Annotated in this window: 20 protein-coding genes; 6 read left to right on the top strand and 14 right to left on the bottom strand. The window is 41.0% G+C overall.

Annotated elements, in window-relative coordinates:
- Window positions 1-21: 21 nt before the first annotated feature.
- Complete coding sequence (locus tag V7K44_RS04615) at window positions 22-2379, bottom strand: tetratricopeptide repeat protein (protein ID WP_334929060.1); 2358 nt, start codon at window positions 2377-2379, stop codon at window positions 22-24.
- Between the two features lie 369 nt (window positions 2380-2748).
- On the opposite strand from V7K44_RS04615, the gene V7K44_RS04610 reads away from it, so the two are divergent.
- Together V7K44_RS04610 and V7K44_RS04605 are read left to right on the top strand one after the other, a co-directional pair.
- Window positions 2749-3021, top strand: coding sequence for a hypothetical protein (locus V7K44_RS04610; protein WP_334929059.1), 273 nt, complete (start codon window positions 2749-2751; stop codon window positions 3019-3021).
- Window positions 3022-3124: 103 nt separating this feature from the next.
- Window positions 3125-3352, top strand: a complete 228-nt coding sequence (locus tag V7K44_RS04605) for a hypothetical protein (RefSeq protein WP_334929058.1) — start codon at window positions 3125-3127, stop codon at window positions 3350-3352.
- Window positions 3353-3405: 53 nt separating this feature from the next.
- On the opposite strand, the gene V7K44_RS04600 is transcribed toward V7K44_RS04605, so the two are convergent.
- A complete protein-coding gene (locus V7K44_RS04600; protein WP_334929099.1) occupies window positions 3406-4341 on the bottom strand; it encodes a putative 2-dehydropantoate 2-reductase in 936 nt (311 codons plus the stop codon).
- A 169-nt stretch (window positions 4342-4510) separates the two neighbouring features.
- Between V7K44_RS04600 and V7K44_RS04595 the strand changes: the two genes are divergently transcribed.
- Together V7K44_RS04595 and V7K44_RS04590 are read left to right on the top strand one after the other, a co-directional pair.
- Window positions 4511-4912 (top strand): fasciclin domain-containing protein, encoded by a 402-nt coding sequence (locus V7K44_RS04595; protein ID WP_334929057.1) that lies wholly within the window; start codon window positions 4511-4513, stop codon window positions 4910-4912.
- Window positions 4913-5113: 201 nt separating this feature from the next.
- Window positions 5114-5443 carry a hypothetical protein gene (locus tag V7K44_RS04590; RefSeq protein ID WP_334929055.1) on the top strand — a complete coding sequence of 110 codons (330 nt, stop codon included), beginning with the start codon at window positions 5114-5116 and terminating at the stop codon, window positions 5441-5443.
- A gap of 42 nt (window positions 5444-5485) precedes the next feature.
- On the opposite strand, the gene V7K44_RS04585 is transcribed toward V7K44_RS04590, so the two are convergent.
- The 7 genes from V7K44_RS04585 to V7K44_RS04555 form a co-directional block, all read right to left on the bottom strand.
- Complete coding sequence (locus tag V7K44_RS04585) at window positions 5486-5608, bottom strand: GNAT family N-acetyltransferase (protein WP_334929053.1); 123 nt, start codon at window positions 5606-5608, stop codon at window positions 5486-5488.
- A 185-nt stretch (window positions 5609-5793) separates the two neighbouring features.
- A complete protein-coding gene (locus V7K44_RS04580; protein WP_334929051.1) occupies window positions 5794-7149 on the bottom strand; it encodes a UDP-N-acetylmuramoyl-tripeptide--D-alanyl-D-alanine ligase in 1356 nt (451 codons plus the stop codon).
- Between the two features lie 263 nt (window positions 7150-7412).
- On the bottom strand, window positions 7413-7859 hold the full coding sequence (locus V7K44_RS04575) for a tellurite resistance TerB family protein (RefSeq protein WP_334929049.1): 447 nt from the start codon (window positions 7857-7859) through the stop codon (window positions 7413-7415).
- A gap of 177 nt (window positions 7860-8036) precedes the next feature.
- Window positions 8037-8174, bottom strand: coding sequence for a hypothetical protein (locus tag V7K44_RS04570; protein WP_190240853.1), 138 nt, complete (start codon window positions 8172-8174; stop codon window positions 8037-8039).
- A 216-nt stretch (window positions 8175-8390) separates the two neighbouring features.
- The gene (locus V7K44_RS04565; RefSeq protein ID WP_334929047.1) at window positions 8391-8543 is read right to left on the bottom strand and encodes a hypothetical protein; all 153 of its coding nucleotides are present in this window, start codon (window positions 8541-8543) and stop codon (window positions 8391-8393) included.
- 201 nt (window positions 8544-8744) lie between these two features.
- On the bottom strand, window positions 8745-9665 hold the full coding sequence (locus V7K44_RS04560; protein WP_334929045.1) for a histone deacetylase family protein: 921 nt from the start codon (window positions 9663-9665) through the stop codon (window positions 8745-8747).
- A gap of 53 nt (window positions 9666-9718) precedes the next feature.
- Window positions 9719-12355 (bottom strand): EAL domain-containing protein, encoded by a 2637-nt coding sequence (locus V7K44_RS04555; protein ID WP_334929043.1) that lies wholly within the window; start codon window positions 12353-12355, stop codon window positions 9719-9721.
- A gap of 808 nt (window positions 12356-13163) precedes the next feature.
- Here V7K44_RS04555 and V7K44_RS04550 point away from each other — a divergent pair.
- Window positions 13164-14561: a GTP-binding protein gene (locus V7K44_RS04550; protein WP_334929041.1), complete on the top strand. Its 1398-nt coding sequence runs from the start codon at window positions 13164-13166 to the stop codon at window positions 14559-14561.
- A 184-nt stretch (window positions 14562-14745) separates the two neighbouring features.
- Window positions 14746-15003 carry a Calvin cycle protein CP12 gene (locus V7K44_RS04545; RefSeq protein ID WP_094349719.1) on the top strand — a complete coding sequence of 86 codons (258 nt, stop codon included), beginning with the start codon at window positions 14746-14748 and terminating at the stop codon, window positions 15001-15003.
- Between the two features lie 123 nt (window positions 15004-15126).
- On the opposite strand, the gene V7K44_RS04540 is transcribed toward V7K44_RS04545, so the two are convergent.
- From V7K44_RS04540 to apcB, 5 genes are all read right to left on the bottom strand, one after another.
- A complete protein-coding gene (locus tag V7K44_RS04540; protein WP_334929039.1) occupies window positions 15127-15945 on the bottom strand; it encodes a TlyA family RNA methyltransferase in 819 nt (272 codons plus the stop codon).
- A complete protein-coding gene (locus V7K44_RS04535) occupies window positions 15946-16380 on the bottom strand; it encodes a DUF29 family protein (RefSeq protein ID WP_334929037.1) in 435 nt (144 codons plus the stop codon).
- Between the two features lie 138 nt (window positions 16381-16518).
- A complete protein-coding gene (locus tag V7K44_RS04530) occupies window positions 16519-16854 on the bottom strand; it encodes a XisI protein (protein WP_334929035.1) in 336 nt (111 codons plus the stop codon).
- Window positions 16842-17261, bottom strand: a complete 420-nt coding sequence (locus V7K44_RS04525) for an element excision factor XisH family protein (protein WP_334929033.1) — start codon at window positions 17259-17261, stop codon at window positions 16842-16844. The genes V7K44_RS04530 and V7K44_RS04525 overlap by 13 nt, the downstream gene beginning before the upstream one ends.
- 211 nt (window positions 17262-17472) lie before the next feature.
- Window positions 17473-17982, bottom strand: a complete 510-nt coding sequence (gene apcB, locus V7K44_RS04520) for an allophycocyanin subunit beta (protein WP_289795133.1) — start codon at window positions 17980-17982, stop codon at window positions 17473-17475.
- Between the last annotated feature and the right edge of the window lie 303 nt (window positions 17983-18285).

The following is an 18285-nucleotide window of genomic DNA, read 5'->3' as shown; positions in this document are numbered from 1 at the left end:
AAATATTATTGCTAGTATTGCTTATTTTTCAAAATGCTCCATTGCTGTTTGTACTTTCTCAACTTGTCTCGGTGCTTGCATTTCGTTAAAGAGTGCGATACCTTGGACAAAATTTTCCCTACTCTTAGCAATCTCACCCATTTTTTTATGAGTCAATGCCAACTGATAATAAGCCTCTGCTAAGTCTGATTTTGCACCGATTTTATCAAGAATTTCTATTGCTTCTGAATGATGAAAAATTGCTCTAGTAAATTCTCCCTGTTCTCGAAAAAGTTCAGCTAGAGAACTTATAGCTTTAGCTTTGATTTGTGTAAAATTGTTTTCTTCAGCATGAAATATAGCTCTTTGGCATAACTCAAAGGATTTTTTAAGATTACCTAAATTCTTATAAGTCAAGCAGAGACTTACTAAACTATGCCCGATTCCCCATAAAGTTACTCTAGTTGATGATGACATAGCCGAAAATGCTTGTTCAGCAAGATGAAAAGCATCTTCTTTACTACCAGAGGATGATTTTATCAAAGCCAAACAGCATTGAGAGTATGCCATGTAATCATCAAGATTGCTATTTTGTTCAGCAAGGCCACAAACAGCATTAAAACAATCTTCGGCAGCTTCTATTTCCCATAATTCCAGCTTGCAAAGCCCTGTATTGAACAAAATAGAGATTTTTGTTAGCTTTTCATCTAACTCTTCTAATATTTCTCCTGATTTTTCATAGCACTCTATAGCTTCTCTAACACAACCGATAATTCGATATGTATACCCAAGGATAATATAAAGTTTAATCAGTCTTTTTTGGGATTTTACATCATCTATTATCCTTTTGATTACAGAAAAATTTTTTTGGAGCAGCCCCAGCTGGTAAAAGCAAGAACCCAAAGGCAGTCCTGTACCCCACTTGTTACCTCTTCCTTGTAAAATTACATCACCGGCTTGCTCAAAATCACTAATTTCTACATAGTGATAGTAAGCTTCTAAAGCGGTCAAAGCATCTGTAATATTTTTAACTACTTCAACCTTTTGCGTCCAAAATTCTGCGGCTTTTCGGTTGACTAATTCCCATTCTTCACTGACTAACCTTAACCTACTAATCGCTTCGTCACGAATTACCGGATGCAGCCAATATTGTCCTTTTTTTGCTTCTATTAGAGACAAATCTTGCAGAGCTTTAATTACACTTCTACGTTTTGGTTCTGGTACATCCCAAAGTAAACATAAAACTCCTTCAATAGGTACTGAAGTAATATCTTGATAACGATAGCATCCTAAGCGACACAAGAGGCGATAGGCTTCTAAGTCATTTTCTTGGAGACGGGTAAATTGACTGGCGACTAAATCTTTTAACTCTCTTTCTATTAATAAATATGTACAGTTTTCCTGCCAATAGGCGTGTATGTCACCATAAAAATCTGTCAATATTGCTCCTCGGAGAATTTGCATTGCTTTGGCATTACCTCCATAAGCACTGCACATTTCACTGAGAATAGTAGAATCACAATTGATGTGGCGACGGCTAAAAAACTGTCGCCATGCTTCATCATCTAAACCTTCGAGTGGATAGAGATGAACCTCTACACTAGACTCTCGTAAACGCTCACGACTTGTTACTAAAGTAACTGTATGTATATCTATATCTGCTAATACTCTCAATAGCTCAACATAAGAGCGACGATATTCTAGGAACTTGCCATTTTTATCGAGAGCAGTTTCTAGATTATCGATAAACACCCCAATTTTAGAAGTTTGCTCTCGCAGTTTGCGCCTTAGTCGCTCTAAGCTTATACCAAAGTCACATCCTGGTTCTTCGTTAAAGTATCGCCGTAGCCATTCCTCAACCACACTTTCCACTGGTGTGAGGTTTTGGATTTCTGTGGCCATCCACAGTTCTAGGACAAAATTAAACTTTTGAGTTTTAAAATATTTGCGTGCTAAGGTTGTTTTACCAACGCCGCCTTCACCCTGGATGAGGATAACTTTTGCTCCCCGACTGACAAGGGTGTGGAGTTCGGCTATTTGGCGATCGCGCCCTACAAAGTTAGAATCTAAATCTTGGGGTTTAGTGCCATTGCCCTCCAAATTGGGAATATGGCTGATTTTTGGCGACTGTTGAGTTGTTCTAAATCCCTGAACGATGCCTTGGAAGGTAGATTTGGAGACTTTCACTCCCAGCACTTTTGATAGTAAATGCCAAAGTTCTGCGCCAACTGATTTTAAATGCGCTTCTGTATAACGAAGGCTGTTGGCAATATCCTGGTAAGTCCGCCTTTCATCCTCCCACAAATGACGCAAGATAATCCTTTGAGTTTTATCTAAGTGTTCTCCTGTCTTGAGAAAAACCAAGTTATCTACAAACTCTAAGGCCTCTTCTACACCCATTTGCTAACTTGATGTATCATTTGTAATTCATTATAACGATATTTTTACTACTTCTTCCTACCCACCATACTACAAAATACTTTTTCCTACTCGGTAGGGAATTTACTTTATCCGACTGCAAAGCATTTGGGGTTGTATTACTCTTGTAAGTAATACAGGCGAAGTTAAGTTAAGCGCCAATAAAAGGTGGTTGAGGAGAGATTTAGAGAGCGCTACTACTGCAAGCTTAGTAAATCACAGCTGTTACTGTGCCATATTAATTACTCATAAAAGTGGTGTCTACTAAACAGGCAGTGGGTATTAACTAACTAGATTCTGTAGAGCGTATTTACAACTAAGTATGTAAGTCTTTACTTTACAGGAGGTTCAATGATGTTAGACAAAGATTGTCATCATGATTGCAATCAAAATCAGTGCCCTTTTGCCCAAGATACACGTAATCCCAATAGATATGTCTGCCTCAAATGTGGTGTTGAGCGAGAAATAAATAAGTATTCCTCTGGGTTTGGCTCGTTTTTGCTTCTGTTGTTGGGCTTGTTTATTTCATTTCAACTATTAGTTAATTATGAAAAGCAAAACAATCCGCAAAGGCAGCAACAATCTTTAAATAATTCAACTAACAAGGCAATTATCCAATCATAAAACTAATACTGTTGATTCCCCACAGCCTATTTTTTAAGGAGGAGTAGGGGAATCAAAAAGAATATTCATTGCTCAAAAATCAGCTACTTTCGTGAGTAAAACTATGGACGCAAATCAGGATACGCTTTTATTTCGCTTTGCCTCTAAATCCTTAAAATATTTTTTGTTGGTGCTATTCGGCATTGCGATCGCTTACGTTTTATCAAGTGGTTTGGGTATCTTACAAATCATACCAATACTGCTGTACCTTTTACAACAGTTTTTGCTTCCACTAGGAATTATCCTGTTGTGTTTAATGATAATAGCAGTCATTTTTGAATCCCTGCGTTAAAAATTGGGGGAGTTAGGAGTAAAGAATTGCCTCTCTTGTCTCCCCCTTCTCCCTCACTTTTCCCTGGCATCTAAAAACTTCAACTGGTGGTATAAACAGCTAATCTGCACTAAATCCACACCTACTGCTTGGGCTTTTCGTAATGGGTTGCCGAAAATTGCTTCTATTTCCAAGGGACGATGTTCGTCGTAGTCAATTTTCATGCTGGGGCGGTAAGGCGTCATTTTGACAGTATAATCCAGCATTGTTTGAATGAAGCGATCGCTAATAATCCGCCCATAACTTTTTGCTCCCGCCGCTACTTCATACATCAACTGTTCGACTAACTTGCTAGTGTACTCATACGCCATTAATTCATCAGTTCTAGCGTTGAGAATCACAGAAAGCCCATTGTACGGGATATTCCACACCAACTTTTTCCAACGTGCTAGTAGTAAATCTTCAGCTAATTCAATTGAGATACCAGCGCTTTCAAAGTCATCAGCAATTTGCTGAATCCTCTCAGTTATCCCGCTAGGCTGATAGTTAGGGGTATATTCACTGAAGTTAATTTGCCCATAGTCTAGGTGGTGTATATGCCCTGGCCCCACTTTGTTAGAACATAAAAAGCACAGTCCACCGATAACCGTTACATTACCAACAATTTCAGCGACTTCCTCTTCTACACCAAGTCCATTCTGTAATACCAACACCACCCCATTATCTTTAACTATAGGTGGCAACATCTTTGGTAGTAAATGGTTTTGCGTCGTCTTTAGTGCCACCACTACCACGTCGCATTGTGGCATCTTTTCTACGTCGTTGTAGGCGTGGACTTCAGGAAGGGTAAAGTCACCGTCTTTGGACTCTACCACTAAACCATATTTCTTTACCTGTTCGTAATCACTCTTGAGCAAAAAGTGGACATCCAACCCAGCTTTTTGCAGTCTGGCGCCATAGAATCCACCTAATGCTCCAGTTCCCAGAATGGCATACGTGCGATCGGACATTTCTTTATATAACGGAATTTTCCTAGAAACATCATAAGGCGATGTCTGACGGGAGTACGCGTCTAGGTGTAGTTTATTCAACGCCTGATTTTAAATTTATTTTGTTTCATAAAACTTAAAATAGGTTTATTATCCTTTAAAATCTTTTGCAGAGATTTAGGTAAGATATATGGCTGATATTGTTGATATTGCAGTTACGTCTGAGTCGTTTAAAACACTGGTGGCGGCTGTACAAGCTGCTGGTTTAGTAGAAACATTAAAAAGTCCTGGCCCGTTCACTGTCTTTGCACCAAATGACGATGCTTTTGCCAAGTTACCAGCGGGAACTATCCAAACTCTGTTACAGAATATTCCCCAGCTAGCGCGGATTTTAAAGTATCATGTCGTTCCAGGAAAGCTGCTACAGGCTGATTTGGCACAACTCGGTACGGTTAATTCTGTGGAAGGTTCACCCATTAAAATTCATTCTTCTGATGGTTTTGAAGTTAAAAATGCCACAGTCTTAGCAGCAGATATCGAAGCTGATAATGGTGTGGTACACGTTATCGATACGGTAATTTTACCGGGTTAATTCAGCTAGGGTGGGTGTTTTCCACCCTACTTATCCAAAATCTTTATAATTAACTAACTATTGGTACTATCAAAAGGTAACTCAATAGTTCAAATTATGTTATATTTGCAATGTGATTACTCACTCATACCTTAATATTTCGTTATTTTAAATACAACAAACTAAATTCTTAAAAAGTTAACATCTATCCCAAGAAAATTAATGCTCGATTTGAATACCTTAGCTGAGTTCTCTCGTGGCAACTGCATAAGTATTTGTGCATTTCTCGTACCAGCAAACTTGCTTGTCACAATTTTAACGATGAGCCTGGTGGTGTTACGCCGCCCATCGCATCAAGTGTGGCAATCTGCTGGAATTGCCAGTTTTTTCGCTTCTGTAATGATACTGCATGTATATACTTGGTTCCAGATTGGCGTGGTGATGGCTCCTACTTATATTTTGCTGTGGCTAGCAATCACCTGTTTGGTGACTAATTTGGCAGCAATTCTTTTTCAAAGACGCTACAGTAACAGTCCTAGTCTTTCCAACTGAAGTCTATCAGTTGTCTATGGATGATTGATATTTTCAGAATAATCATCCATAGACGCCTCTCCATTCATGCTCAAGGATGGCATATAACCAAGAGTCTCGCCATTCTCCCTTAATCCAATGGTGTTGTCGCAAATATCCTTCTTGTTGCATTCCAATTTTTTGCATAAGAGTGTTCCAAAAAATAAATGATCCAAAATCCGCCATTGCGTTCGCGTAGCGTCTCGTAGAGAGCAAAGCGAAGCAATCCCAGTCTTTGCGATTGCTTCGCTTGCAATGACAATTGAGCATTTTTTTACTTGGAGTACTCTAACTAAAATCTCGGAGTATGAGACGTTGAGTTTCTAGTGATATCATTTGGGAAATTCTACACGTAATTGATTGACTACCCGATCTAGTCCCACAGAATGGGCGGCTTTGAACAATAAACGATCGCCTGTTTGCACAAATGTCTTCAACCTAGCCACCAACTCGGCATGAGTTGCAAAACACTCCGATGGGATACCTTCAGCACTAAGAGCGATCGCTTCGGCATCTTGTCCATCTACCAAAACCAACAAGCCATCTAAATTCAACTTTCGCACTGTTTCTCCCACTCGCTGGTGCAACTGCTGCGATCGCTCTCCCAATTCTTTCATTGCACCCAATACGGCAATCTTCCGCTTTCCGGGTGTATCTGCCAATAATTGCAACGCTGCAATCATAGCTTCTGGTGCAGCATTATAAGTTTCATCTAAGATTACCACATCGTTGGGTAAGGTAAATCGCTGCGATCGCCCTGTAGGCATATCTACATTCACACCTGCTTTGAGGCTTGCCCAATCGATCCCTAAAACCTTTGCCACCGCTAAAGCCGCCAAGAAATTGGTCGCATTGTGACGCCCAGGTAGAGGTAGAGGTAGTTGGATTCCTGCGACTTCCACAGTCTCGTTATCAATTAATTGCCCTTGAATATCTCCACCAGAAAAGCCGTAAGTCAAAACTTTTCCGTGCCAAACTTTCGCTGCTGTAGCCATTAATAGGGGATTGTCGTGGTTGAGAATTGCCACACTATCAGCAGACATTTCGGCTAATAATTCACATTTTGCCTCAGCGATCGCTTCTTCGGAACCCAGTAACTCAATATGTGCCGTCCCCACATTGGTAATCACTCCAATTGTTGGCCGCGCTATTTGCGTCAGTTCGGCAATTTGTCCTCTACCCCGCATCGCCATTTCAATCACGGCGTAATTATCTTCTGCACCAAGTTCTAGCAGAGTTTTCGGAACACCGATTTCGTTGTTGTAATTTCCATAAGTTTTGTGAACTCGTCCCTTTGTTGCCAAAACTGCCGCGATCAATTCTTTGGTTGTAGTTTTACCCACCGAACCAGTTACACCAATTACAGGAATATTAAAGCGATCGCGCCACCATCGGCCAATTTGTTGATATGCCTTGAGAGTATCTTTTACCTGTAATACCGGAAAACCGGGATTTTCGTATTCAAAATCTACAATTGCAGCTATTGCTCCCTTTGCGATCGCAGTTGGCACAAATTCATGTCCATCAAACTTATCGCCTCGGAAAGCGACAAATACTTCACCTGGTTTCAAGGTACGGCTATCTGTTTGGATACCGCTAGTGACTTGTGTTAAAGCAGTTTCAGATAAGTTTACAGAATGGGCCAAAATAACTTCAGCCAGTTGGTTTAGGGTGGCAGAACAACGCATAAGCAATTTACAATTTAAAGTTCAAAATCATAAAATCGAATTATGACATAATATTGTTGAGATGAGATAATTTATACGATCGATGTAGAGACGTTGTAATGCAATATCTCTAATCGATATTGAACGATCGCAAATAAATAATCAAAGAACAGCAAAAAATAGTGGCAAAGAAGCTAAACTTCCTTGCCACACTTTGTTTATAAGCTACTTATACAGTTTAATCAAGTAAGGACAATGGGCATAACAAGTTATGTTCGATTGCCCTATGCGCGATTTTTAATTAAGATTACTTCCACAATTTGTATTGCTATCTCACTAGAAACCCCTAAAGCTTGATATAAATCATTTAAGAAGTTTTTTTCTTCTTCAGGTATAATACCTTCAGTTAGGACTAAATCGGTGGCTACTGCAAAAGCTGCTTCCCGCAACTCTTGAGACAAAGAATCTTTGGCTGCATTAAACAAAGCATTAAAGCCATCACCCTGGAGAATGCCCAAGATTTTGTCAAACAGCTTGTTCATCATTTCATTGGGATAACTTTTAAAAAGTTTCATCCGAGACAGCACCGAAATGGTAGAATTTGCTTGCTCAACAGAAAGATAACCGTCTGAAGCCGTTGCCGTCAATATAATGACAGCAAAAGCTTCCGCTGGATTGAGTGCTGCTTGGGTTTGGCTTTCTGTACCCAACACAGCGTCGAATAGACCCATTGTAGTAGCTCCTTGGTTAGAGTCCCAATAGCGTTACTGTTAGCTGTATGTTTGGTAGATTTACAGGTAAGAGTGTAACGCTATAAGACTTTCATCCTTTAGTGTTCCCAGGATTTATTCACGGCGAACACTTGTATCTAAAGGTTTTTGGCAGGAACTACATTGCCATCCGTAAACTTAGCGTTCTCCTGTCTTTTCTATTGTCTCAATCACCGCCAAACCTATACCAGAAGCTGCCATTAACAGTACTACTGATATCAAATAGGCGTTGGTCAGCATTCGTAGGGCTTCATCGAAAAAAATATAGGTGGTCATTGCTTCACCTTTTGGAATTTGTGCTGCTTGTGCTTTTTATTTCTCCACACCCCGATAGGTGAATTTCGCTGAGAAACTGCTAGCAATTGCATCTTAACAAAACTTTAGCTCTTTCAGAACCCCGCTGAAAATTTTTCTTTCTGAAGATTCTATGAAGTTGATAAAAAAGGGAATGTAGAATGGGGCAAAACAGTTCCGTTAGCGGATAGCTAAGGTTTAGCCCGTTTCGAGTTGCGTTAGCGGAAGCGAGGCGTTTAGCCCGTGCTGAGTAAAGAAGTGAGATTCCCCACTCAGCACTCCTGAAAGGTATTGGGCACGATCGCACTGTTTCAGATATCGCACAACCATTGTCGGCGATCGCAACCGCATCAACTACAATTCTGAATAAGGAAACACCAACAAAGCTTGCAACCAGTTTGTGAGAAATTTTCATAACTGTATGTCAGCTATAACCGTGTCAGTATTCAGTATTCCCAAATCTTCGCAGAGAATTTAGGCTATTACCCTTGGTAACTGCGATCGTCGGTATATATATCAGTTATGTCGTGAAATAGGATAAACAAGACAAGCTTAAAGTAAGCAGCGTTCAATCGTCGCTACAACTGATTGCGAAAGAGTATCAAAGTCGTAGCCACCTTCTAAGCCAAACAGAATCTTACGAGTTAACCCCAAACAATAATCAGTAAATAAAGCATAGTCTTCTGGTTGCAAATTGATACTTGCCAAAGGATCTTCCGCATTGGCATCGTAACCAGCACTCACAATTAGTAAATCTGGCTGGAAGTTGGCTAAAAACGGTACTACCTTGTTTTCAAATAGTGGCTGATATACTGTAATATCGCTACCTGGGGCTATAGGCAAATTGAGGACATTATTGTGAAAACCGCGTTCTGTAGCTCTGCCAGTACCGGGATAACACGGGTATTGATGTAACGAGCAATAAGCAATTTGGGGATAAGTTTCTACAATAGACTGAGTACCATTACCATGATGTACATCCCAATCAAGGATGGCGACGCGGTTAATTCCAGATTGTTCTAAAGCAAATAAAGCGGCGATCGCGGCATTAGAAAATAGGCAAAAGCCCATCCCTGCATCACTTTCAGCATGGTGTCCTGGGGGACGCGCTAGTACAAAAGCAGGATTAGCCGACCCTAACACAACCTCAACTCCATCTAACCATGCACTGACTGCCAACAATGCCACATCATAACTGCGTGGAGAAACTGGAGTATCTCCATCCAAAGGGCCGCCGCCACTAGAGGCAATTTGCCAAAGTTTTTTGATGTAGTCTGGGCTATGAGCTTTAACCAACGAAGACATCAGTGATGGCTGTTCTGATGCTGCTGTAGGCAAGTGCCAGGTGATTTTATCAGCAAATGTAGCTGCTTTTAGGGCGTTTGCGATCGCACTTAAACGTTCTGGTTTTTCGGGATGGTATTTTCCAGTCTTGTGATCTAAAAATTCGTCGGAATATATGACTGGTAGCATAGGACGAAAAAGGTCGGCAGCAGGACGATGAATGTTATTGTATCCTCACTGGTCTAGATCGTTGGTCGTTTGCTTTCGAGAACTTCTGTTGCTTTCTGTCCAGAAAGTGGGCGGTAGAATAAAAAGCCCTGTACCTCCTCGCAGTTGATAGATTTCAAGAATTCCAATTCCTCTTCTTTTTCTACCCCTTCGGCTGTTAACTTTAATCCCAAGCTGTGTCCCAAGGTAACTATGGCCTGGATAATATGAGCTACTTTGGCATCCTGTGTCAAATATTGAATGAAAGATTTATCTATTTTCAGATTATGGAGTGGCAAAAGCTGTAGGCGCGAGAGCGAAGAATGACCCGTACCAAAGTCATCAATGGAGATGTAAATACCCATTTGTTTTAGCTCCTCTAACACCCTTCTGGTAAAATCTAAGTCTTCAATCGCTGTGGTTTCCATAATTTCTAATTCTAAAAAGCGGGCTTCCAGACCTGTTTGTTGTAAAATCCTAGCTATAGTTTCTACCAATTTGGGTTGGCGGAACTGCTTCAGAGAAAGATTGACAGCGATCTTAATCGGTGGCAATCCAGCATCTTGCCATGTTTTATTTTGGCTACAGGCCGTCTGTAGAGTCCATTCGCCGATGGGGACAATTAATCCACTTTCTTCGACCAGGGGAATGAATACACTGGGGGCGACCAATCCCATTTCTGGGTGCTGCCAACGCAACAGAGCCTCCATACTAGTAATTTCTCCTGTGGCAATGTTCACACGAGGCTGATAGTAAAGCTTAAATTCATTGCGTTCTAGGGCATAGCGCAAGCTCTTTTCTAAAGTCAGGAGTTCAGGATTTTTAGCACTCAGGGAGACACTGTAAAATTGGTAGTTATTCCGCCCTTTGTCTTTGGCGTAGTACAGAGCAGCATCTGCGTGCTGGATTAGTGTTTCGGTGTCAGGGCTGTTGCTATCAAGTAAGGCAATACCGAGGCTAGCAGTTACATAAAGTTCATGCTCTTGGAGATGAAAAGCATCCTCTAAGGCTTGTAAGATTCTCTCTGCCACCAAAGTTACCTCTTCAATATCATTGACTCGTGGGAGTAAAATAGTAAATTCATCGCCTCCCCAACGGGCTACAGTGTCTCCACCTCTGAGTGAGTCTTTTAATCTTTGAGAGACGCTTTGTAACAATTGGTCTCCCAGAGTATGCCCCAGAGTATCATTAATGACCTTGAAGCGATCCAAATCGAGAAAAATCACAGCTAAACTTTCGCCATTGCGAGTGGCGTTGGGCAGAGTTTTACTGAGCAGCTCATTAAATAGTAGACGATTGGGCAACCCTGTGAGCAAGTCATGGAGGGCTTGATAGCGAATCTTTTCTTCCACGTGCTGACGCTGCCGCGCACCAATAATACTGGCGGCCATGGTCAAAAGAGTAGATTCTTCATGCTTTGACCAATGACGCTCAAAGGTGCAGTCTGCCAAGCCAAGATACCCCCAGAAATCATTATCCAAGCGAAGAGGTACCAAGAGAATGGATTTAATGCCATCTCGAATCAAGAATTCTTGTTCGGCGACAGGAAATTTTTGAGTGATACCGTTAATTGACTGGCCGCTAGAGAGAACTGTATACCAACGGGCTAATTCAGAAGCTTGATAAGGCTGATTCTGCCAATGGTGGTGGGTAGATTCAATAAAAGATTGTGTCCATTCAAACTTTAGGCTGACTGCCATTTCCTCTGTAATAGGATGAAGATGGTTCTGAAAGAGATAGGCACGATCTGCCTTGGCAGCTTCACCCAGTACAGCTAGAGCTAGATCGATACCAGTTTCGTAATTCATTTCTCCCAGCAAATAATTGGCAGCTTCTGCAACTGCTTGTAGCAAGCGATCGCGCTGGCGCAGTTCGGCTGTAGCTTGCTTTTGCTCTGTAATATCTCTAATAATAAAAGTTCTAATTAAATCACTTTCAGGAAGATAAAGTACGGATTGTTCAAAAACTTCTGTACCTACTTCCACCTCACGCACAAAAGAATTTTTTTCTAGATTATTAACTCCAATCAAGAGTCCCGTTAAGATCGGGTGTTCTGTCCCCACTTCCCTAAGATTGGGAAACTTGATAGCTGCGGCTGGATTGAGATAAGTAATTCTTCCCTCGAAATCCATCTCAATAATTGAATTGGGGATGAGTTCAGGAAAGGATGCCAGGCGAGCTAGAGCAGACTCACTAGCTGCTTCAAAGCTGGGATCGATGGCTAAGGTTTGAAACGGATTGGCAGGACTGGCTTGCTCTGAGAAGAAACCAGATAAGTCTTCAACATCAAAAGATTCAGAAAATGCTTGTTCGGAAATATTGGAAATAGCATAATATTTAGCTTGAGCTTTATTGCTGCCAAAAGCAATGATATCTCCATGCCTAAGATTATGAGAAAAGCATTTAGTGCCATTTACAAATAAGCCATTAGTACTTCCTTTACCCTTATAGTTACCATCAATAATCTGGAAGCCATATTGGTCAGTTTCTGGAACAGTTACTCGCAATAAAATTGCATGTTGCATTGATACTGACCGAGAAGCCAAGACAATAGTGTTTGCAGGATGCCGCCCCAGAGAATAAGTAGTCTCTCGCAAGGGGACAGTTCGCCGCCCTTCCAGGTCTTGAATGACCAATAGATGGCGTATTTTTTCCCGCTCATTTCCTTGCATGGCTGTTCCTCAAATTCTTATATAATTAGTATCTATGTCTTAATCTGAAAAAGATTGCTCCTACAAGTCCAGAATTTCAGGCTGCACTTATGGGAAAACTCGCTCAATCAAAGTTCTCACCATCTGCGTAGGCGAGCATTTATCGCAGGCATCGCAAAATTGGTATGAGGGTGTAGACGAGCCTTTACCTTCATGATTGACCGCACTCAGCGCTCTTCTTTTTATAGAATGAGTTGGCTAATTGTTCAATCAGTTTTTGTAGTAGAAATTATAGTTGTTTTCTCTACTCATAGATAAGTTATAAACTTTGTGCCTTTGTCTATATCATCTAACCTTGTCTTTCTTAGGATACCCAGATTGATAATTCAAAATTAAAATTTCAAAATTGTACGCTTACAGGGAAGCAAGCTAGGCGTAACGTCATGTTGGGGCAGCCTCTTGTAGAGAAGAGAGTCACATAAGAGGATTTCAAACCAGACTAAAACTGAACAAAGCCGGAGCCAATACGCCTCCGATCTAAGTGTAGATTTTGGCGTTAGTCCTCTTTGGAGCTATCCATTAGTTACATCTTTCTTAAGATTTATAAAACACCTAATCTCTGACCTCATAAAATTAGAGACTTTTTATGTCCTATATATAGATTATTAGTCCAAGAACTTAGGGATATAAGATAGAGAGGTATGTTTAACTTTTCCTTTCCCTGATAATGGGATTGAAAAAGTGAGCATTAGTTAAGCATGGTTAATGAGTACGAATTCATACCTATTATTCACAATCAAATGCTGAAAGTAAGTGTTTTGAGCATTGGATGAGCATTTTAGAGAGAGTGAAAGCTAAAAGTGTTGATATTATGTCGGTTTATCGTAATCTGCAAGAAACTCACTTAAATCGTGCCCGCGCCAGTCTTAGACAAGCGCTTTCTTGGTATGGATATCTTCGTAAGTCAGGACAGTTATCATCTAACCCAGAATTGTTAGGTTTGATGAAACCAGAATTGGAAGCTTTGAATGCCACACTCAACAAGCTAGATTCAAACGTCATTAGAATTGCTGTCTTTGGTTTGGTGAGTCGGGGAAAGTCAGCAGTTTTAAATGCCTTGTTGGGAGACAAGATTTTGCAAACTGGGCCCCTGAATGGTGTCACTCAATGGCCCCGTTCCGTGCGGTGGCAGCCTAGTGATAAGGTACTGGTAGAGTTAATTGATACCCCTGGATTAGATGAAATTGAGGGGGAGTCACGGGCGGATATGGCACGAGAAGTAGTACATCAGGCAGATTTGATTTTGTTTGTTGTGTCTGGTGATATCACTCGTACTGAGTATCAAGCGCTGCTGCAATTAAGGCGATCGCAAAAACCTCTGATTTTAGTGTTTAACAAAATAGACCTTTACCCAGATACAGACCAAGGAGCAATTTACCAAAATTTACAACAACTGGGTGCGGGACATCCTGAAGCAAAGCCTCTACTACCTGATGAAATTGTGATGGTGGCAGCGGAACCAGCAGCAATGGAAGTCCGGGTTGAATGGCCTGATGGGCGTGTAACTTATGAATGGGAAACACCACCACCGCAAGTAGACGAACTCAAAGAGATAATTCTGAATATTCTCAATCGGGAAGGGCGATCGCTTCTGGCTTTAAATGCACTCATCCAAGCACGGGATGCAGAAGCCGCCATCGCTCAAAAAACCATCGATTTACGCGAAAAGGAAGCCGAAGAAATTATTTGGCAATTTACCAAATACAAAGCCTTGGCAGTAATGCTCAATCCCATCGCCTTTTTAGATATCCTTGGCGGAACTGTTGCTGATTTAGCTTTAATTCGCGCTCTCGCTAGATTATATGGTTTGCCGATGACTAGCTATGAAGCCGGAAAAATTTTAAAAACGATTTTATTTAGTTCTGGTGGCTTGCTACTGGGAGAATTAGGTAGTAGTTTTATTTTGGGTTTAGGTAAAACTACGGCTGCAATAACTAGTGGTGATAATCCCAGCAATATTACTGCTTTTGCTGGCAGTGCGATCGCTCAAGCTGGTATCGCCGGCTATGGTGCGTACTCTGTTGGCAAAGCCGCTCAGGTGTATCTCGAAAAAGGCTGCACTTGGGGACAGTTGGGCGCTAGCAGTGTCATTCAAGAAATTTTATCTCAAGTTGACCAGAATACAATTCTGTATCGTCTGCGACAAGAGTTAGGTATAAAATATTGAGAATAAATAAGATTTATTAAGCATTTGTTACCGTTTATAAGTGTTTATCAACTTCTATCAAACTCCTCTGACAATTGACTGACATTCCGAATTTGGGATGCAAGATTGAGGGAACAGGTTATAGGAAATAAAACGATTCCCTATTTCCTAATATCTATCTGCGTAAATTAAAGGTGAAACGATCGTGACAACTACCCTAAAATTTGAAACTGCTAAGGCAGCAAATCTTGAAGAAGCCATTACTGAAGCCATTACTGAAGCCCGGACAACTTGTGAGCTTGATGGGAGCGATTCTGCTGGTTGTGCTGTAGCTTGGGACATTGTAGAAGAATTACAAGCTGAGAAAGCTCATCAACAACAAGCAAAACCAAACAAAACCTCTTTGGAAAATTATTGCGATCGCCATCCAGCTTCCGTAGAATGTTTGATCTACGACGTTTAAGAAGAAAGAATTCAGGAGTCAGGAGTCAGGAGTCAGAATTCAGTATGAATTGGAGTCCGAGTAGAGATGAGTGGGTTTAAGTCCCCACTAATTGATTCTGAATTCTGAATTCTGCATTCTTCTTTAATTTTTCCGTAAATCAGTTGTTGCTGATTGCGTTATTAGCTTAATTGCTTCTAAATCAAGTGGTGGTATTTCACTGTCCATTCCCAACCACAGCAGATATTCGATATTCCCAGCCGGGCCAGTGAGAGGCGACCAAGTTAAGCCTTTGTATTTCCATCCTAATTCGTGGGCAGCTTGCAAAACCTGGAAAATGGCATCAGCTTGGTCGTTTGGATCGCGCACAACACCTTTTTTACCCACACGGGATCTACCGACTTCAAACTGTGGCTTGACTAACAATACAGCTTCTCGGTTAGCTTGAGTTAGTTGCCACAAAGCAGGCAGAATTTTCGTTAAAGAAATAAACGATACATCAACCACCGCCAAATCAGGAATCGGGTCATTTTCACCATATAACTCATCTGGTCGTAGTTGCCGTAAATTGGTGCGTTCCCGCAAAATCACCCGTGGATCGTTTCGCAACCGCCAGTCAACTTGTCCGTAACCGACATCAATGCCGTAAACTTGTTTTGCTCCAGCTTGCAAAAGACAATCAGTAAAACCACCAGTAGAAATTCCCCCATCTAAACAAATGCGCTCTACTACTGGAATAGCAAATACTGACAAAGCTTTAGAGAGTTTTTCACCGCCTCTAGAAACAAAAGGCGATCGCTCTTTAATATTGATTTGAGCTGCAATATCAACTTCTGTTCCAGGTTTATCAACTAATTGCTGATTAACAGTAACTTCCCCCGCCTGAATTAGCCGCTGTGCTAAGGCGCGAGAAGAACATAAATTTAATTCTACTAATAGTGTGTCGAGTCGCTGTTTCGCCAATTAACTAGACTCTCCTGGTAAGATTAAAGTCAAAGCACGATTAATAATTTCTTCTCGGTTAACCAGCTTGTCTAATTCTTCTGTCTCATAGCGACCTTCTTCTACTTCTAGAGAAGCCTTATTACTGGCATTTAAATAGGCTTCTGCTAAGATTTCTAACAATTCTTCTGGCGTGAGATAATAACCTCCAGCTTTACGCCGCTTATTTTCCCGCTGAATTTCCAGAACCGAATTCCGAATAGAGACTTCCCAAGAGCGAATCGTGCGATTTTCAGCTTGTTGTTTAATCAGATGCAACAGCAAAATCACTGCATAGCTACGAATCGTCTTGATGATATCATTTTGGCTCATCTCTGTTAATTCTTCAACTATAATCAATGCTCCTTGAACATCGCCCTTAACAAGCAAGTCTTTCAGAGTTAATAATTCTTCCATAATCAGCGCCTCAAACATCGGCAACTTCTATTGTGGCTTATAGCGGTTCTAGTCCAGATAAGATAGGCTAATGCGTTTCATTTAGGAGCGATCGCTACTTAATATATTATTCTTTGCAAATACACAATATTTAGATAATTAAGATACAGCAAAATCCGTGTATTGCCGTAGTTCAGCAGGATGGAAACCCAAAACAATATCTTCGCGCAAGATACCTGCTTCTAATAATACCTCTGCTACTGGAACAGAAGTACCATCATATTGAATCCACACTTTATCATTAATAATATCTATATGTACCACCGAACCATGTATGCGGCGCACTCCATCCCAGCCAATGTGTAACACTTCGTAGTGGTCTCGCTCCAAGTCAATGACTGCTTCTGTCTCTATTTGACCGTTAGCAGGTTTGTGACTAGCATAGTCAAATATCAACTGACGAATAATTTCACGATACCGAGCTAGCTTATCCATCTGATAATCCTTTCTAGTTGCTCGTCAAAGACAATTAGGTTTATTCCTATACTATTAAGAATTAGCTGACCAAAGCGTTCAGAAAATATACCTTCGTAAACTCGCTTGGGAACTGCTAAATAAAGTTGGCGTTTTGGTTGTAGTTCTTTTAGCACACTGCGATAAACTTCATACTGTCCTACAGCTTCCTGGAGATCATTCACAGGAGAAGGACTCAGAAAACTTTTGATTTCAACAGCTATTTTTTGATCGTCTCTCTCAGCAGCAATGGTAACTCTTTCTGCTCCAATATCTACGTAAAGTTCTCTACCCCCGTATGCAAGGTATAAGGGATCGTTGGTTATTGTCCAACCATCTGCTGTAAGTGCTTTAATAACTGCGGCGTGGTAGATGTCTCTGGCTGGCATTAGTCGAAAGATAGTTCCCAAAACACAGCTTTAATCTAGCAAAATTATTTTTACAGAGGTGCGATGTTACCATCTGGCGGCGAAAACTTAAATAAAGCCCTTTTCAAAGCCTCGTAGAGTTCAAAAAAAAGCGATCGCTCTTTCCCAACACAGACAAAGTGCGATCGCTATTTAAGTTTATGTCGGGGCAGACACCTTGCCCACTTAAAATCTAAATATCTATCTCGCTCAACTCGCGTGTGATGTGATCGAAGGGTTCATCTACAAAAGCAGTATTAACCACACCGGCTGCTGCTACTTGTTCCTTAATCAGATCCTTGAGAATTTGGATACCGCGAACAGTAGGCCCAATAGGCACTCCTAGAGAATTGTAAGTTTCCCGCAGCCCTTGCAGCACTCGTTCATCCAATACATTTGTGTTTCCAGCAACCAGCGCATAGGTGGCGTAACGCAAGTAGTAGTCTAAATCCCGCAGACAAGCCGCATAACGACGAGTCGTATAAGAATTTCCCCCAGGACGAATCAATTCTGGCAGTTCTTCATATAACTTCAAACCAGCTTGCTTAACAAGTGCAGCCGCATTAGAATTGATTGCCGCCGCCGCTTGTACTCTTGCTGTACCACTATCAAAGTAAGACTTTAGGCTATCGATCGCATTCCGGTCAAAATACCGACCAGCTAAGTCATAATTCTTAATTAAACTTGTTACCGCATCGCGCATTCCTTCTTCTCCCAATCATTGCTATTTATGGTTTGATATTTATTTGGCTGCACTTATGCACCAGTAAATTTTTGTGCTATTAAAAATAGATTCGGCACAAAAACAATCTATCTACTACATAAGGATTTTATGCCAAATTTGACCCCTATATGATGAACTTTCCAGTTTTGTACAGATGATCGCCGAAAGGTTAATATAACCTGATAATCCAGATATCTGTAGTACAAGCTACAAAATCAGCTAATGTCTAGTATTTAAGATATTTCTGGTGTGTCACGGCCTGATTGAGATCAGCAGGGTTAG

This window comes from Nostoc sp. (assembly GCF_036917235.1).
Classification (GTDB): domain Bacteria; phylum Cyanobacteriota; class Cyanobacteriia; order Cyanobacteriales; family Nostocaceae; genus Nostoc.
Note: the sequence above shows the minus strand (reverse complement) of the source record. Positions and strands in the feature narration are given on the sequence as shown.

Excerpts from the sequence above, each read along its gene's own strand:
- V7K44_RS04615 (WP_334929060.1), bottom strand. The coding sequence starts at position 2,379 with ATGGGTGTAGAAGAGGCCTTAGAGTTTGTAGATAACTTGGTTTTTCTC.
- V7K44_RS04610 (WP_334929059.1), top strand. The coding sequence starts at position 2,749 with ATGATGTTAGACAAAGATTGTCATCATGATTGCAATCAAAATCAGTGC.
- V7K44_RS04605 (WP_334929058.1), top strand. The coding sequence starts at position 3,125 with ATGGACGCAAATCAGGATACGCTTTTATTTCGCTTTGCCTCTAAATCC.
- V7K44_RS04600 (WP_334929099.1), bottom strand. The coding sequence starts at position 4,341 with ATGTCCGATCGCACGTATGCCATTCTGGGAACTGGAGCATTAGGTGGA.
- V7K44_RS04595 (WP_334929057.1), top strand. The coding sequence starts at position 4,511 with ATGGCTGATATTGTTGATATTGCAGTTACGTCTGAGTCGTTTAAAACA.
- V7K44_RS04590 (WP_334929055.1), top strand. The coding sequence starts at position 5,114 with ATGCTCGATTTGAATACCTTAGCTGAGTTCTCTCGTGGCAACTGCATA.
- V7K44_RS04585 (WP_334929053.1), bottom strand. The coding sequence starts at position 5,608 with ATGCAAAAAATTGGAATGCAACAAGAAGGATATTTGCGACAACACCAT.
- V7K44_RS04580 (WP_334929051.1), bottom strand. The coding sequence starts at position 7,149 with ATGCGTTGTTCTGCCACCCTAAACCAACTGGCTGAAGTTATTTTGGCC.
- V7K44_RS04575 (WP_334929049.1), bottom strand. The coding sequence starts at position 7,859 with ATGGGTCTATTCGACGCTGTGTTGGGTACAGAAAGCCAAACCCAAGCA.
- V7K44_RS04570 (WP_190240853.1), bottom strand. The coding sequence starts at position 8,174 with ATGACCACCTATATTTTTTTCGATGAAGCCCTACGAATGCTGACCAAC.
- V7K44_RS04565 (WP_334929047.1), bottom strand. The coding sequence starts at position 8,543 with ATGCGGTTGCGATCGCCGACAATGGTTGTGCGATATCTGAAACAGTGC.
- V7K44_RS04560 (WP_334929045.1), bottom strand. The coding sequence starts at position 9,665 with ATGCTACCAGTCATATATTCCGACGAATTTTTAGATCACAAGACTGGA.
- V7K44_RS04555 (WP_334929043.1), bottom strand. The coding sequence starts at position 12,355 with ATGCAAGGAAATGAGCGGGAAAAAATACGCCATCTATTGGTCATTCAA.
- V7K44_RS04550 (WP_334929041.1), top strand. The coding sequence starts at position 13,164 with ATGAGCATTTTAGAGAGAGTGAAAGCTAAAAGTGTTGATATTATGTCG.
- V7K44_RS04535 (WP_334929037.1), bottom strand. The coding sequence starts at position 16,380 with ATGGAAGAATTATTAACTCTGAAAGACTTGCTTGTTAAGGGCGATGTT.
- V7K44_RS04530 (WP_334929035.1), bottom strand. The coding sequence starts at position 16,854 with ATGGATAAGCTAGCTCGGTATCGTGAAATTATTCGTCAGTTGATATTT.
- V7K44_RS04525 (WP_334929033.1), bottom strand. The coding sequence starts at position 17,261 with ATGCCAGCCAGAGACATCTACCACGCCGCAGTTATTAAAGCACTTACA.
- apcB (WP_289795133.1), bottom strand. The coding sequence starts at position 17,982 with ATGCGCGATGCGGTAACAAGTTTAATTAAGAATTATGACTTAGCTGGT.